Genomic DNA, 15,201 nt, shown 5'->3' on the forward strand with positions numbered 1-15,201 from the left:
CTATGGCGGGGCTTTTTTGTCGGTTAAATCTCTTTTCCAATACGCTTTACCAGAATGCTGGGTTTTACCAAGATACCGGTGGGAATAAAGGGTTGGAGAAAAAGTAGTGCATATATTAGGGCGGCGGAAGCGGCCGGGAGAATCCAATGCAGTTCGTCGATGAAGCCTCGATTATTGTTGAGGCGGGCAAAGGCGGCAATGGCTGTCTGAGCTTTCGCCGCGAAAAATATGTGCCCAGGGGCGGCCCCGATGGGGGCGATGGCGGTCATGGTGGTAGCGTTTACCTAATTGGTGACGATGCTCTTAACACTTTGATCGATTTTAAATTCCAGCGCTTCTATAAAGCCCAGAACGGGCAGGGCGGCATGGGCCGTCAAATGAGCGGCAAGGCCGGTGAAGACCTGCACGTCAAAGTGCCGGTGGGCACCACGGTGATTGATGAAGACACCCTGGAAGTCATCGCCGATGTGACCGAAATTGGCCAGGTGGTGCTGGTGGGCGAAGGTGGTCGTCGTGGTTTGGGTAACATCCACTTTAAATCGTCTACCAACCGCGCACCGCGTCGGACGACACCGGGTACCGACGGTGACCGCCGCAACCTGCGCTTGGAAATGAAGGTAATGGCCGATGTGGGCCTGCTGGGCATGCCCAACGCGGGTAAGTCGACGCTGATTCGTTCGGTGTCTGCCGCCAAGCCCAAGGTTGCCAACTACCCGTTCACGACCTTAGTGCCCAACTTGGGCGTGGTAAAACTGGGTATGCACGAGCACTTCGTAATGGCCGATGTACCCGGCTTGATTGAAGGAGCCTCTGATGGCGCCGGTTTAGGGTTGCGCTTCCTGAAGCACTTAACCCGCACGCGGCTGCTATTCCACGTGGTCGACGTCGCACCGTTTGACGAGTCCGACCCGGTGGAAGCGGCAAAAGCCATTGTTCATGAGTTGGGGCAGTTTTCTCCGGCGCTTTCTGAGCGGCCGCGCTGGCTGGTGCTGAACAAGTTTGACCTGCTGCCGGAAGATGAGCGTGAAGAGCGCGCCCAGAAGATTATTCAGGCGCTGAACTGGGAAGGCCCGGTATTCCGCATTTCGGCGATCAGCAGCGACGGCACCGATAAACTGGTTCAGGCGGCTTACCGCTGGTTGACCGAGCAGCGCCGCCTTGAGCACGAAGATGAAGAGGCGTTGGCCCGTGAAGAAGAGATGCGCCGCCGCATGGAAGAGGAGTCGGTTGCGCGTACCGAAGCTCGCCTGGGCCGTCGGCGTAAGCGGGACGATGAAGATGACGAAGACTTCGACGACGATGATTACGACGTTGAAGTCGAATACGCCCCTTAGTGGTATTGAACGGGTGCATTCGGTAGTCAGCTAAAATCGGTAGTATGCAAAAAGGGGGCTGCGTTCGCGCGGCCCCTTTTATGGGCGTCTGATTAAGTTGCACGTGTCTGATTTAGTGGTGAGTATCTGATTTAGTGATGAGTGCCTGATTACGTTGTTAGCGTCTGATTGAGGTGGGTCGCATGGAAAGTAACGAGCAAATCCTGGGCCGCAGCGCGCTAAGCCGTGCACGGCGGGTCGTGGTGAAGATTGGCAGCGCGCTGCTGACTAACGATGGGCGCGGCCTGGACGAATCCGCCATCGGTGGCTGGGTGGATCAAATTGCCGCCTTGCACCAGCAGGGGATAGAAGTGGTGCTGGTCTCCTCCGGCGCCGTGGCGGCTGGCATGGTGCGTCTTGGCTGGCAGGTGCGCCCCAGCGCCGTGCATGAACTGCAGGCGGCTGCGGCGGTAGGCCAAAATGGCCTGACCCAATGCTACGAGCAGCACTTTGCCCGCCACGACATGCTCACCGCGCAGATTCTGCTTACTCATGATGATCTTTCCAACCGCAAGCGCTACCTGAATGCGCTCTCAGCGCTGCGTACGTTGGTAGAGATGCGCGTGGTGCCGGTGATCAATGAAAACGACACCGTAGTCACTGATGAGATTCGCTTTGGCGACAACGACACCCTAGGCGCGCTGGTTGCTAACCTACTGGAAGCGGATGCGCTGCTGCTATTGACCGACCAGGAAGGCCTGTTTGACGCCGACCCGCGCCACAATCCAAACGCCCAGATGATTGCCGAAGGGCGCGCCGATGATCCACGCTTAGCCGCCGTCGCAGGCAGCGGTGGCGCGCTGGGGCGGGGTGGTATGAGTACCAAGGTGCGCGCGGCGCAGTTGGCGGCGCGCTCCGGGGCGGTCACGGTGATTGCCAGTGGCCGCCAGCCTGACGTTATCAACCGGATAATGTCGGGCGAAGCGCTAGGCACGCTGCTGCGTCCTGACCAAGTGCCCATGGCGGCACGCAAGCGCTGGTTGGCGGGTCAACTGCAGGTGCGTGGCACGCTGGTGCTGGATGCGGGGGCGGTCAAGGTATTGCGCGATAAAGGCTCAAGCTTACTGGCAGTGGGCGTGCGCGATGTACAGGGCGGTTTCAAACGCGGCGATATGGTGGTGTGTGTGGATGAGCAGGGTGCGTCAGTGGCCAAAGGCTTGGTGAACTATGGCGCTGATGAAGCGCGCCAATTGGCGGGCCAGCCCAGCCACCAGATCGAAGCCATCCTCGGTTACGTGGAAGCCCATGAACTGATCCATCGCGATAACCTTGTCGTTATATAGAGGCTTATTCTGGTCGTTTTTCAGTCCCGAATGCGAGGCGGTAGAGGCACTTGCCGGGGCCAGTCATCAGGTACCAAAAATAGCCGCTCGTAGCGTTGTTCATTGTGCTCCCGCTCTGAGAAGCACAGCATTACTTGCTGGGGTGAGCGCCAGGCGTGAACCTTTTCGATAATGGCGGGCAACTGCTCCGCCGCAGGGCGAAAAGCGCTGAGGGGCGGCGGTGCCAACCAGTGAGGTTTTTCCAACCACGCCATGCGCGGCATGGCGGGAAACCGGGCTGCCAGCGCAGGCCAGTCACGTAAGTAGCACCAGGTACCTCGGCGATGGTCTGCCGTCGCGCCTTCGGGCGCTGGCATGGCGGTGTGCCAGGGGTAGTAAAGTACGCCGGGCATCGCCAACCGCTGGGTTAACTGCTCGCCTAAACGCAGATCAGAAACACCCAGATCCCGTGGCGTTAGCCAATGCGTAAGCGTTTCCAGCGCAGGCGCCGTGGTGGAAAGGGGGAGCTGGTGACGTCTGAGGTGAGAGCACTTAAGCGCCAGGCTGTCTAACCCGCCGGGGCCAATCCAGCGGCTTTGACTATTGGCTGCCCCAGGCCCTTCGGGCAGCCCCAGGTAGAACTTAATAGCGACTTCTAAATGTATCGGTGCCGGGTTGTCGCAGGTTCTGTACAGCATATCCAGCTCGCCCAGGGTGTTGCGCTGGCGGGTGATGCGCACGTTCCGGGCGAGCAGCCGTGTATTCGGTGCGTGATCTAACAGCATATGCCACAGGCGTTCGTGGTAATGGCCCATACGCGTTGCGCGGCTGCCGTTCAACGCGGTCAGCGGTGATAGACCAAGCTTACGTAGCCAGGCCAATAGCGATTTCTCCAGCCCTAACTCTTTAATGGTGGGCCGCCCTCCACAGGGGATCGGCGGAGGAAGCACCACAAGATCAGGCGTGGAGATCAGCCAAGCCAAATCTCTTAGCACTGACACCGTGTTGCCGAGTTCTACATTCTCCAGCGCGCCATCAACGCCTTCGTTCAGCACGGATATCTCCTCAGCAACCTCATAAGGTCAGCACTATCACTTTAGCTACATGATTTGTCAGCCTACCATAAACGCAGCGGGCTCCCCGTGGGGAGCCCGCAAAGCGATTAGCTGGATAAATTAATCGCGGTCAATTTGAGTCACTTCGGAAGAACCCTGACGGACGCTGATTTCTAGCTCACGGCCATCTTCGCCGCGGCCTTCAATATCGATGATGCCGCTTTTATCGATATCGAGATCTTCAAATTCAACCATACCCTCCTGGCTAGCTACGTCCAGTGCTTGACGGATATCGTCTTCGCTCATACCCCAGGCACCGGTAATCAGGCGCTCGCGTTTCTCTTGTAGCGTTTCACCGTTATCAAGAGAAAATTCCACATCGGCGTACCACTCATCGTCCAGCCAACCTTCTACCTCTACGCGGCCACGGCTTTTAATGCTAACTTCTTCGTAGTGGCTGAAACCGTAGTTATTGGCGTGGGTCAATACGTCATCAATGCGATCCATCGGCAGCGAATCGTCGGCCTGCACACTCCCTGCAGCCGCAGCAAGCAGCAGCGCAGAGGTCGGGATCAGCAGCATTTTTTTCATGGTGTTCATGGCAAATTCCTTCTTTACGTATCTGTACGAGAATGTCTGTACGTCAATGTTTATACAACAGTGAATAAACGGCATTCAGCGAATGCGACAGTGAATTTATACCACCCCGATACTTTCCTTAAGCTGACAAAGCTGTTCATCTAACGTTCATGTTGCCTTTGGCATGCTGACCCAATGAGTAAAATCCTACGCCACTTTAAAAAGCTACTGCGCAGCGTCCCTCGCCGCAACGTCACTGGGTTAGCCTTGGTGCTGTTGCTGGCGGGTAGCGCTGTGGGTGACCAGCATTGGGAGTCGCTACACGGTGAAGTGCGCCGCGGTGAGGTTGTGCCTCTCGACACTATTTTGGACTGGCTGGAAGCGCACTATATAGGGGAAGTACTGGAGGTTGAGGTGGAACGTGAAGGGGGTTATGTCGAGTATGAGATCAAATTGCTTGGCCCCCAGGGCCAAGTGGTCGAGTTTGAGTTTGATGGCCATAACGGCCAATTGATGGCCATTGAAGGGGTGCGTATCAATGATATGCGCCGCTAGCCTGTTGATGTCACTTGCCAAAAAAGGGTAGTTAGCCGATGAAGTGTTTGTTGGTAGAGGACGACCAGGCGCTGGCTCGCGAGCTTAGCCAAGCATTGCGCGATGGCGACTGGCTTGTAGAGCATGCGGCTAACGGTCAGGATGCTGATTTTCTGGTACGCACGGAAGCCTACGACACGCTGATTCTGGATGTCGGACTACCCGATGGCGATGGCACTCGCTGGCTTTCGGCATGGCGGGAAGATGGTATCGACCTGCCGGTGCTGATCCTTACCGCCCGGGAACGCTGGGCCGATAAAGCCGCGGGTTTTACTGCCGGGGCGGATGACTACGTCACAAAACCCTTTGAGCCCGCGGAAGTACTGTTTCGCCTGCGCGCCCTTGTGCGCCGCAGCCACGGCCATGCCCATCCAGTACTGAAAGTGGGTGAGTTGAGTTTGGATACCCACACCCAGCACGTCACCTTGGCAGGGCGTCCGGTGGGATTAACCGCTCAGGAAACCCGACTGCTGGGCTATTTAATGCACGCCGCACCACGGGTGGTGAGCCGCACCGAGCTCTCGGAGCACGTTTATGACCGCGACCACGAGCCGGACTCCAACGTGATCGATGTTCAGGTCAGCCGCCTGCGTCGCAAGTTGGGCAGTTGGCGAATTGCCACCCTGCGTGGCCAGGGCTACCGCTTATTAGCAGAAGAGCCCGCTACCGAATGAGTCGACTCAATTCGGTCTGGCCTGAACTTTGGGTAAGGCGCTGGGCAAAGCGCTCCATAAGCTTGCGGTTACTGCTGGCGGTGCTAGTGATGGTAGGGCTGGCGCTGCCCGTTGCGGGCACGCTGCTTTCTCATCATTACCGTGCCTCGGCCACTCAGGCCTTTGATGAGCGCCTGGGGGCCACCCTCAACGTCATCATGGCGGGCGTTACCTACGACCGCATAGAGCAACAGCTTGTCCATGACCGGGCGCTGGGCGACCCGCGTTTTGACAATGTCTACTCCGGCTGGTATTGGCAAATCACCGATGGCGAGCAGCATACGTTGGCCTCGCGCTCGCTGTGGGATCAGCGCCTGCCGGTGATTGATAGCGACACTCTTAGCGCTCGCTCGATACCTGGCCCTCGGGGGCAGTCGCTGCGCGTGGTGGAGCGTGATATCTATTTGGCGCCGTTAGAAACGCCGCTACATATTAGCGTCGCCGCCCGGGACGATGTGTTGGCCCGGGACATTGGCGAATTTCAGCGCCTGCTGTGGGGCGGTTTAGTGGGCCTGGGCGTGTTGTTGCTTGGCGTATTGGCGCTCCAGGTACGCTGGGGGCTAGCGCCACTGCGCCGCATGCATGCCAACCTGCATGAGGTGGAGCAGGGGCGTGCCGAGCAGTTAGATACCCGCTTGCCCGACGAGCTGGCAACGCTTGCTGCCTCAATGAACGCGGTGCTGGCCCGCGATCAGCGCTTGATTGAGCGTGGCCGCCATACCGCTGGCAACCTTGCCCATGCGCTGAAAACCCCGCTGAGCGTGATGCGCCTGCAGCTACGCCAGTTGCCGGAAGCGAACCGAGCCGCCTGGGAGGTTGAGCTAGAACGCGTGGATAGCGCGGTACGTCATCATTTGGCACGCGCTTCAGCGGCGGGCGAAGGCGTTCGCTTTGCGCCCATTGATTTACATGCCACCCTGGCGCCGCTGCTCAATGGGCTGGCCAGGCTTGCCCAGCGGCGTGGCATTGAGCTGCGCCAAACCTGGGCGGGTGAGATTAAAGTCCATATGGATGGGCAGGATATTCAAGAGCTGGTGGGTAACTTAATGGATAACGCGCTGCGCTGGGCGCATAGCGATGTGCAGCTACAGCTAGAGAGTGACGGGCAGCAGTTAACCTTGACCGTTAGCGACGACGGCCCCGGTATGAACGAAGCAGAGTGCCAGCAGGCGGTGCAGCGCGGTAAACGGTTGGATGAACAGCGTTCGGGCAGTGGCTTGGGTTTGGCCATTGTGACTGATCTTGTCGCTCTGTATAGCGGCCAACTGCACCTTAGCCGCGCCAGCACTGGTGGGTTAAAAGTCGTGGTGGAGCTGCCCGTCGTCGCGCGTAATCGTCTCGTATAAATAATGGAGACCGCACCGAATGAATCGTACAGATACGCTGCCCGATATAGTCGCCGGCCCCCTATTAAGACGTATCAGCACTACACGGCTGGTACTTTGGCTCGTCGCCACTCGGCCACTGAACATGGCATTAGTGCTGCGCCCAGGGCACGCCGATAGCCAGTCAATCGGCTTAGCGCACCACCAGCAGTGCATCCCCATCGGTCAGCGGGCCTTTATCTACCTAATTGATTGTGAGCTTGAGTCAGCGCTGCCCTGTGACGAGCGCATCGAGTACGACCTGCAGGTGGAAACACAGCAGGGCGAGTGGCGCTCTCTGCCCGAGTGGGCACCGTGGCTCTGTTATGACGGCGCCGCCTATCCTGCCTTTGTGATTGCATCCCGCCATCACCGCCTGATGCATGGCTCCTGCCGCAAGCCCCATCACGACAGCGCCGATGGCTTGGTGCGCGCCGACAGTTGGATTGCTGAGCAGCAGTCAGCTCCCACCGAGTGGCCCGCTTGGCTGCTGATGACCGGCGACCAGGTGTACGCCGACGACGTGGCCGGGCCGATGCTACGCGCCGTACATGCGCTGATTGAGCGGCTAGGGCTGGTGGATGAGTGGCTGGAAGGTGCGACGGTCGATGATAGCCAAGCGCTCTACCGCTCGCCGGATAGCTACTACCGACGTGCTGAACTGTTGCCGGATGTGACCAGCAACGCAGCGCTGCGCGAGCGCTTCTTCGGCGGTGTCAAAAAGCCAGTGTTTACCTCGGCGAATGCCCATAATCACTTGATGACGCTGGCTGAAATGCTCGCCATGTACTGCTTGGTGTGGTCGCCGGTGCCCTGGCAGGTGATTGCCCCTAAAGCGCCTGCCTTAGATGAAAAAGACGCCGAGCTCTATCGTCAGGAGCAGGCGGTAATCGATGCCTTTGCTGAAGGCTTGCCCCAGTGTGCGCGGTTGATGGCGCACCTGCCCAGCCTGATGATCTTCGATGACCACGACGTTACCGACGACTGGAACCTAACCGCCGACTGGGAGCGCGCCGCCTACGGTCACCCGTTCTCTAAACGTATTATCGGTAACGCTCTGGTGGCCTATCTGCTTTGCCAAGCCTGGGGTAACGATCCGGATAAATTGAACCCGTTAGCCCATCATGCCTTGACCCTGCTGGGTGATGGCGACCAACCGCTAGTCTGCGCTGAACAGGATGGGCTGATCGAGCGATTACTGCGTTTTCAGGGCTGGGAGTTTCAGGTGCCCGGCACTCCCGCACTAATTGTGCTGGATACCCGCACCCGACGCTGGCGCAGCGAACGCAGCCCGCATCGGCCTTCAGGCTTGATGGACTGGGAGGCGCTAATGGAAATGCAGCAGGCGCTAATGGGGGCCAAAAGTGCGGTGATTGTCTCTCCCGCACCGATGTTCGGCGTCAAGTTGATAGAGGGAATCCAAAAGCTGTTTACCCTTGCCGGTAAGCCGTTGGTGGTGGATGCCGAAAACTGGATGGCGCACCGGGGAGCGGCCAATACGCTGCTGCAGATTTGGCGGCACTCCAAAACCCCAGGCAACTACGTGATTCTATCTGGCGACGTGCACTACTCGTTTGTCTACGACATTGTGGTGCGTCATCAGCGCCGTTCTCCCCATCTGTGGCAGATCACCTCAAGCGGGATCAAAAACACCTTTCCCAAAAACCTGCTCAATACCTTTGACCGGCTCAATCGCTGGCTCTACGCGCCGTGGTCGCCGCTTAATTGGTTCACCAAGCGCCGCAAGCTAAGCGTTCACCCCCGCGATCCTGACCGCGCCAGCGCGGGTGAACGGCTGTGGAACGCCAGCGGCATTGGCTTAGTAACGCTGGATGAAAAAGGCCACCCTATCGATATCCGACAGCTCGACGCCGACGGTAGCGAGGTGGTCTTTCCGGCGCGGGAAAAACCGCTCATTTAACATCAGTGTAGCGTCAACTGACTGATGTCCTTGATGATTGTCATTATAGCGTCACAAAAATGACGCACGCTTGCTTGCAGCTTATCAACCAACTCCAGGGAAGGTGACACATCATAGGAACCACCGCTGGTTATTAGGGTGGCAGAATAGGGCAGCAGGCAAATGACCGCACAAGAATCGCAGTGGTTGCAAAAGATTATTGCAACAGAAGAGTTGCACGTGCTCTTTCAGCCCATTGTGGATGCCAGCCAGCAGGCGATTTATGGCTACGAAGCACTGATTCGTGGGCCTAAAACATCGCCGCTTCACTCGCCGTTACGACTGTTTGAAGTAGCCACTCAGGCCGGAAAGCTGGTGGAATTAGATATACTCTGCCGACGGTTAGCCATCTACCGCTTTGCAGAGCTCGATCTGCCGGGCCTGCTGTTTCTTAACGTTATGCCGTTGACGATCGTAGAGCGTGATTTTCGCGAAGGCTTAACGCTTGGCTTTATTCGTGACAGCGGCTTGCCCCCAGAGCGGGTGGTGATCGAGCTCACTGAACACGTGCCAATCCACGACTACGAGCTAATGCGCCAAGCGGTGGATCACTACCGCACCATGGGCTTCCAGGTGGCGCTGGATGACCTCGGTGCAGGTCACTCAAGCCTGCGCCACTGGTCGGAGCTGCGCCCGGATTTCGTTAAACTCGACCGACACTTTATCTCCGGCATTGACCAGGATCCTGCCAAGCGAGAGTTCCTGCGTTCGATTCTCGATGTGGCGCGTAGCCTGGACTGCCAAGTGATCGCCGAAGGGGTGGAGACCGCTGCTGAGCATCTTTGCTTGTGGGAACTCGACCGTGGGCTCGCACTACTACAAGGCTTCTATTTCGCCCGACCCAACCAGCAGCCGCCTTTAGAACTCAATATGGTGCTGCCGGCGAGCACCCAATTAAAAAGCCCCGCGGGTCGCACCACGCGCTCGATATTACGGGCTACCGATGCCATAACTACGGATTGCGCAGTGCCGTATATCTCCGAGCGATTTCGCCAACAACCCAGCTTGCGCTGCGTGGCCGTGCTGGAGAATGGTAAGCCCGTGGCGGTGGTGCGACGCAACTCGTTTTTAACTCTATTTACCAACCCCTATAGCCATTCGCTTTATGCCAAGCGCCGTGTGCTGGACGTTGCTGATGCACGCATGCTGGTGGCCGAAGCGGATACTCCGCTTGAGATTTTGAGTCAGAAGTTGACCGACAGCCGGGATATTGAGCAAGAGGACTTTGTCATCGTTAACGCTAACGGTGACTACCTGGGGATGGGCAATATCGTTGACCTTTTGCGTGAGATTACCGCGATTCAGGTGCGCCAAGCGCGGCATGCCAACCCGCTCACCGGCCTGCCGGGTAATATCCTGATCAATGAAACCCTGGCGGCTTATTTGGCCTCCGGGCATGGGTTTGCTGCGGCCTATGTTGACTTGGATAACTTTAAAGCCTTCAACGATGCCTATGGCTACGCCCGAGGTGACCACATCATCATTTCGCTATCGCGGCTGCTGCAAGCACAGGTAGAGAATGCCGGGGGCTTTATTGGCCATATTGGCGGCGATGATTTTATGATGTTGCTGCCGCTTGAGTACTGGGAAAGTGTTTGTCAGCAAATTCTACACTCATTCGAGGTGATGGCTCCGGGCTTCTATGAAGAGGCTGACCGCCTTCAGGGCGGGATTCACATCGAAAACCGTCAAAATAGAATGACGTTTTTTCCCTTTGTGAGCGTCTCGATTGCGGTAAAACCCATCCATGATACGACTACCTGCCAATCGCTGGATATCGCAGGCGAGCTTTCTGAGCTGAAGCACCAGGCCAAAAAAATTCCCGGTAACAGCCTGTTTGTAGAGCGCCGCGGTCACGAGGCTTTTCAAACTGCAGATTAACTGTCCTTCGCCAAAAAGTCACGAAGCGGTCATATAAGTGCCCCATTTTTGTCATCTGGAGTCGTCAGGATGTTGTCATCTTTTAATAACTCTACAAAACGCTACAGGTGACCCATGCAGACATTATCCCTCTCCCGCACGTTAATCAGTGCCGCCGTTGCCAGTGCCTTCGCCTTGGTCGCAGTGAACGCCTCTGCGGATCTTTCATCGCGCTATGTGGATAACGATGGCGATATGGTCGCCGATGTCCCCAGCGATGAGTCTCAGTGGGTAGATCCGGATACTTTAGTGTTTGCCTACACGCCGGTTGAAGACCCCGCGGTTTACGCGGATGTCTGGTCTGACTTTCTGGATCACCTGAGCGAAGCTACGGGCAAAAAAGTCCAGTTCTTCCCGGTGCAGTCCAATGCTGCCCAGCAGGAAGCGCTGCGCGCTGGCCGTCTCCACGTAGCCGGTTTCAATACCGGTGGCGTCCCGGTCGCGGTTAACTGCGGTGGTTTCCGCCCCTTCGCCATGATGGCCGCGGAAGATGGCAGTTTTGGCTATGAGATGGAGATTATCACCTACCCAGGAAGCGGCATTGAAGCCGTTGAAGACTTGCAGGGTCGCCAACTAGCGTTTACCTCAGAAACCTCTAACTCTGGCTTCCGCGCCCCCTCTGCGCTGCTGCGCTCTGAGTACGGTATGGAAGCGGGGGAAGATTTTGAGACCGCTTTCTCTGGTTCTCACGACAACTCCATTCTCGGCGTGGTCAACGAAGACTACGACGCGGCGGCGATTGCTAACTCCGTGGGCAAGCGGATGATTTCCCGCGGTGTAGTGAACGAAGGTGATTACGAAATTATCTACACCTCACAAACCTTTCCCACCACCGCTTACGGGCTGGCGAATAACCTGAACCCGGAACTTGCCGAGAAGATTCAGGATGCGTTCTTCAGCTACGACTGGGAAGGCACGGCCCTCGAGTCAGAATTCGCCAACTCCGGCGAAGCGCAGTTTATTCCGATTACTTATCAGGATAACTGGGCGGTTATTCGCACTATCGCTGACGCCAACGGCGTGACCTACGACTGCGATTAATCTTTAAGCAGTACCCCAATACGATCGGCCAGGAGGGCAACCTTCTGGCCGAACCGCTATGTAGATGAGGCACTTCCATGTTGACACTCACCGGCGTTGGTAAACGTTACCCTACCGGGGATCGAGCGCTGACGGATATTGAACTCACGCTGCCCAAAGGCCAAGTGATGGCGCTGATTGGACCATCTGGCGCGGGTAAAAGCACACTGATTCGCTGTGTGAACCGGTTGGTTGAGCCTACTCAGGGCAGCATTCGCCTGGACGGCACGGAACTGACGAAGCTCTCGGGACATAAGCTGCGTCATGCCCGCCGCTCCATGGGAATGATTTTTCAAGAGTATGCGTTAGTAGACCGCCTAACCGTGATGGAAAACGTGCTTTCAGGTCAGCTCGGTTACGTGGGCTTTTGGCGCAGCTTCCTGCGCCGCTACCCGCAGGAGGCTGTGATTGAAGCCTTCCGTCTATTGGAGCGAGTGGGGTTGCCGCATGCCATCGATAAACGTGCCGATGCCCTGTCTGGCGGCCAGCGCCAGCGGGTGGGTATCGCCAGGGCGCTCCTGCAAAGTCCTAAGCTGTTGCTGGTGGATGAACCCACCGCCAGCCTTGACCCAAAAACTTCGCGCCAAATCATGCGTTTGATTCGTGAGCTGTGCGCAGAGCGCGAACTGGCGGCGATCATCAATATTCACGACGTAGCGCTGGCCCAGCAATTTGCTGACCGCATTGTCGGCCTGCGGGCGGGTGAAATCGTCTTTGATGGCCTTCCCAGCGACCTCACCAGCGAGATCCTCACCACGATTTACGGTGAAGAGGACTGGGACACCACGCCTGAGCCAATGGACGAAGAAGTCAGCGGCGATGAGACGACTAACACTGCTCCGATTAATCCTCCCTACGCGCGGGTGATGTCGTCAATCGAAGCGGGGGCAGCACGATGAGCGAGCATGCACGCCAGCAGGCGGCGCAGCACGGTCAGTGGCGGCGACTACCGCTAATTGACAGTCCCCGCTTGCGCTGGGGGCTCGCCATTGGTGCAGTGGTGTATCTGTCTTTAGCGCTTGCCTCGGTTGAGGTGAACTGGGAGCGGGTGGCGGAAGGCGCAGGCCGTGCGGTTAATTTTTTAGGCGCCTTTATGCAGCCCGACTTTGTCAGCCGCTACGACGATATCGTCGCGGGATTGCTGGAAAGTTTGACCATGACGCTCACCTCCACGGTACTGGGTGTGCTGCTGGCGATCCCCGTGGGTTTAGGGGCAGCGCGTAACATTTCACCACTGCCGATCTACTTTGTGTGCCGCGCGATTATCGCCGTTTCGCGCACGTTCCAGGAGATCATCATCGCGATTCTGTTTGTGGTGATGTTCGGCTTCGGGCCCTTTGCGGGCATGATTACTCTGGCCTTCGCGACGATTGGCTTTATGGCCAAGCTACTGGCGGAAGATATTGAAGATTTGGATTGGCGGCAGGTAGAAGCGGTACGCGCCACGGGCGCCAGTTGGTGGCAAACCATGAACCACGCCGTGCAGCCCCAGGTCATGCCGCGTTTGATCGGGCTCTCCATGTACCGTTTGGATATCAACTTCCGTGAGTCCTCGGTGATTGGCATTGTCGGCGCAGGCGGTATTGGCGCCACGCTGAATACCTCGCTGAGCCGCTATGAGTACGACACCTCCGCGGCGATTCTGCTGATTATCATCGCCATCGTGCTGCTGTGCGAGTACAGCTCAAGCCATGTCCGCCGCTGGACTCAGTAAACGCTGATTCAGTAACTGCTGGATCCGTAAGTTCTGGCCCCTTAATTTGTCGAGAGTTTAAATGCCTGTTTCCACTACACCCCAGGGTCAGCCGGTTTGGCGGCGGCGCACTACTCGCGCTCAATGGTTGCAGTACCTGGCTTGGCTGGCGGGTGTCAGCCTATTTCTGCTCTGCTGGAAGATGATTTCCGACAACACCATGTGGGTGTTTGTGGAAGATGCCGGCCGCCAGGGAGCAGATTTGATCAGCCGCATGACCCCTCCCGAATGGAGCTACGCCAATGTGCTCTGGAAGCCCATGTGGGACACCATCAATATCGCCACTTTGGGCACCGCGTTAGGGATTATGATGGCGTTTCCGGTGGCATTTTTAGCCGCCCGTAACACGACGCCGCATCCGCTGGTGCGCAGTTTGGCGCTGATGGTGATCGTTTCATCGCGCTCCATTAACTCGCTGATTTGGGCGATGCTACTGGTCACCATTCTTGGCCCCGGCGTACTGGCGGGGATTATTGCCATTGCCCTGCGCTCCATCGGCTTTGTGGGCAAGCTGCTTTACGAAGCGATTGAAGAGATCCATCCCACGCCCGTTGAGGCGATTAGCGCTACCGGCGCGAGTCGACTGCAGGTGATGAACTACGGCGTGCTGCCCCAGGTGATGCCCGCGTTCGCGGGGATTAGCGTTTACCGCTGGGACATTAATATCCGTGAGTCGACGGTGTTGGGCTTGGTCGGGGCAGGTGGTATTGGTCTGCAGTTGAATGCCTCGATCAATAGCCTCGCCTGGGATCAAGTTAGCGTCATCTTTATTATGATTTTCGCTACCGTGCTGGTGTCGGAGTGGATTTCCGCACGCGTGCGTCACGCAATTATCTAAACTGCAAGCTGCCTAAATCGGCGAGGTTACCCCTATGCGCTTTCCTGAAGCCGAACAAACAACGATTGACTTACTGCGCCACGGTGAGCCGGTGGGCGGGCGTATGCTCCGCGGCTCCACCGACCATCCGCTGAGTGAAACCGGCTGGCAGCAGGTGACCGATGCAGTCATGAGGCAAACGGTCGACGGGCATTTGCCCTACGATGCGATCGTTACCTCGCCGTTAACACGCTGCCGTGAATTCGCCTTATGGCTGGGCGAGGAGTTTGATCTGCCCGTTCAGGTGGAAGACGATTTCGCCGAGTTGCATTTGGGGCAGTGGGAGGGCAAAACCCACGCCCAGGTGTTTGCCGAAGAGGGCACCGAGCGAATGAGTGCCTTTTGGTTCGATCCTGCCGCGGTGTCTCCCCCCGGTGGCGAAACCCTGCAAGCCTTTGACGCGCGATTAGCCGAGGCCTGGCAGCAGCTGTTAAGTAACCCGCCTGGCAAGCATGTGCTGGTAGTGGCGCATCTGTTTGTCTGCAATGGCCTGCTGCGCCAGGTGATCGAGCAGCCGCTTTCGCGGGTACTGGCAATGGATTTACCCTACGCGGCAATGAGCCGGGTGCGGCATGAACGCCATGCGCTGGGTGAAACCAGCTTTGTCGAGTGGATTGGCCGCTAACCATTGGCGGCTAGGCATGCTTTGCGCCATCATGAAAGCATGTTGA

14 protein-coding genes are annotated in these 15,201 nt (G+C 57.5%); 12 read left to right on the plus strand and 2 right to left on the minus strand.

Annotation, left to right across the window (positions count from 1 at the left end; genetic code table 11):
- Positions 1 to 146: 146 nt before the first annotated feature.
- Both cgtA and proB read left to right on the plus strand, forming a co-directional pair.
- On the plus strand, positions 147 to 1,334 hold the full coding sequence (cgtA, locus tag K7H09_RS14490; protein ID WP_009287884.1) for an Obg family GTPase CgtA: 1,188 nt from the start codon (positions 147 to 149) through the stop codon (positions 1,332 to 1,334).
- 182 nt (positions 1,335 to 1,516) lie between these two features.
- Complete coding sequence (gene proB / locus K7H09_RS14495; RefSeq protein ID WP_141440112.1) at positions 1,517 to 2,656, plus strand: glutamate 5-kinase; 1,140 nt, start codon at positions 1,517 to 1,519, stop codon at positions 2,654 to 2,656.
- A 20-nt stretch (positions 2,657 to 2,676) separates the two neighbouring features.
- Here proB and K7H09_RS14500 read toward each other — a convergent pair whose 3' ends face one another.
- Both K7H09_RS14500 and K7H09_RS14505 read right to left on the minus strand, forming a co-directional pair.
- Positions 2,677 to 3,690 carry a DUF1853 family protein gene (locus K7H09_RS14500; RefSeq protein ID WP_141440111.1) on the minus strand — a complete coding sequence of 338 codons (1,014 nt, stop codon included), beginning with the start codon at positions 3,688 to 3,690 and terminating at the stop codon, positions 2,677 to 2,679.
- Positions 3,691 to 3,810: 120 nt separating this feature from the next.
- Entirely contained in the window at positions 3,811 to 4,290 is a 480-nt protein-coding gene (locus K7H09_RS14505; RefSeq protein WP_039859964.1) for a hypothetical protein, read from the minus strand.
- A 174-nt stretch (positions 4,291 to 4,464) separates the two neighbouring features.
- Here K7H09_RS14505 and K7H09_RS14510 point away from each other — a divergent pair, with 174 nt between their 5' ends.
- From K7H09_RS14510 to K7H09_RS14555, 10 genes are all read left to right on the plus strand, one after another.
- The gene (locus K7H09_RS14510) at positions 4,465 to 4,824 is read left to right on the plus strand and encodes a PepSY domain-containing protein (RefSeq protein WP_022520757.1); all 360 of its coding nucleotides are present in this window, start codon (positions 4,465 to 4,467) and stop codon (positions 4,822 to 4,824) included.
- Positions 4,825 to 4,862: 38 nt separating this feature from the next.
- The gene (locus K7H09_RS14515) at positions 4,863 to 5,537 is read left to right on the plus strand and encodes a response regulator transcription factor (protein ID WP_022520756.1); all 675 of its coding nucleotides are present in this window, start codon (positions 4,863 to 4,865) and stop codon (positions 5,535 to 5,537) included.
- The gene (locus K7H09_RS14520; RefSeq protein ID WP_141440110.1) at positions 5,534 to 6,922 is read left to right on the plus strand and encodes a sensor histidine kinase; all 1,389 of its coding nucleotides are present in this window, start codon (positions 5,534 to 5,536) and stop codon (positions 6,920 to 6,922) included. The genes K7H09_RS14515 and K7H09_RS14520 overlap by 4 nt, the downstream gene beginning before the upstream one ends.
- 19 nt (positions 6,923 to 6,941) lie before the next feature.
- Complete coding sequence (locus tag K7H09_RS14525; RefSeq protein ID WP_230805020.1) at positions 6,942 to 8,861, plus strand: alkaline phosphatase D family protein; 1,920 nt, start codon at positions 6,942 to 6,944, stop codon at positions 8,859 to 8,861.
- Positions 8,862 to 9,023: 162 nt separating this feature from the next.
- The gene (locus K7H09_RS14530; protein WP_141440108.1) at positions 9,024 to 10,781 is read left to right on the plus strand and encodes an EAL domain-containing protein; all 1,758 of its coding nucleotides are present in this window, start codon (positions 9,024 to 9,026) and stop codon (positions 10,779 to 10,781) included.
- Positions 10,782 to 10,895: 114 nt separating this feature from the next.
- Positions 10,896 to 11,861 (plus strand): phosphate/phosphite/phosphonate ABC transporter substrate-binding protein, encoded by a 966-nt coding sequence (gene phnD, locus K7H09_RS14535; RefSeq protein ID WP_138800229.1) that lies wholly within the window; start codon positions 10,896 to 10,898, stop codon positions 11,859 to 11,861.
- A 77-nt stretch (positions 11,862 to 11,938) separates the two neighbouring features.
- Positions 11,939 to 12,799 carry a phosphonate ABC transporter ATP-binding protein gene (phnC, locus tag K7H09_RS14540; RefSeq protein WP_141440107.1) on the plus strand — a complete coding sequence of 287 codons (861 nt, stop codon included), beginning with the start codon at positions 11,939 to 11,941 and terminating at the stop codon, positions 12,797 to 12,799.
- Positions 12,796 to 13,614, plus strand: a complete 819-nt coding sequence (gene phnE, locus K7H09_RS14545; protein WP_041158979.1) for a phosphonate ABC transporter, permease protein PhnE — start codon at positions 12,796 to 12,798, stop codon at positions 13,612 to 13,614. The genes phnC and phnE (K7H09_RS14545) overlap by 4 nt, the downstream gene beginning before the upstream one ends.
- A 61-nt stretch (positions 13,615 to 13,675) precedes the next feature.
- Positions 13,676 to 14,491, plus strand: a complete 816-nt coding sequence (gene phnE, locus K7H09_RS14550; RefSeq protein ID WP_022520751.1) for a phosphonate ABC transporter, permease protein PhnE — start codon at positions 13,676 to 13,678, stop codon at positions 14,489 to 14,491.
- Between the two features lie 34 nt (positions 14,492 to 14,525).
- Positions 14,526 to 15,155, plus strand: coding sequence for a histidine phosphatase family protein (locus tag K7H09_RS14555; RefSeq protein WP_027958201.1), 630 nt, complete (start codon positions 14,526 to 14,528; stop codon positions 15,153 to 15,155).
- Positions 15,156 to 15,201: the final 46 nt, after the last annotated feature.

This window comes from Halomonas sp. IOP_14, assembly GCF_021021315.1.
Lineage (GTDB): Bacteria > Pseudomonadota > Gammaproteobacteria > Pseudomonadales > Halomonadaceae > Vreelandella > Vreelandella titanicae.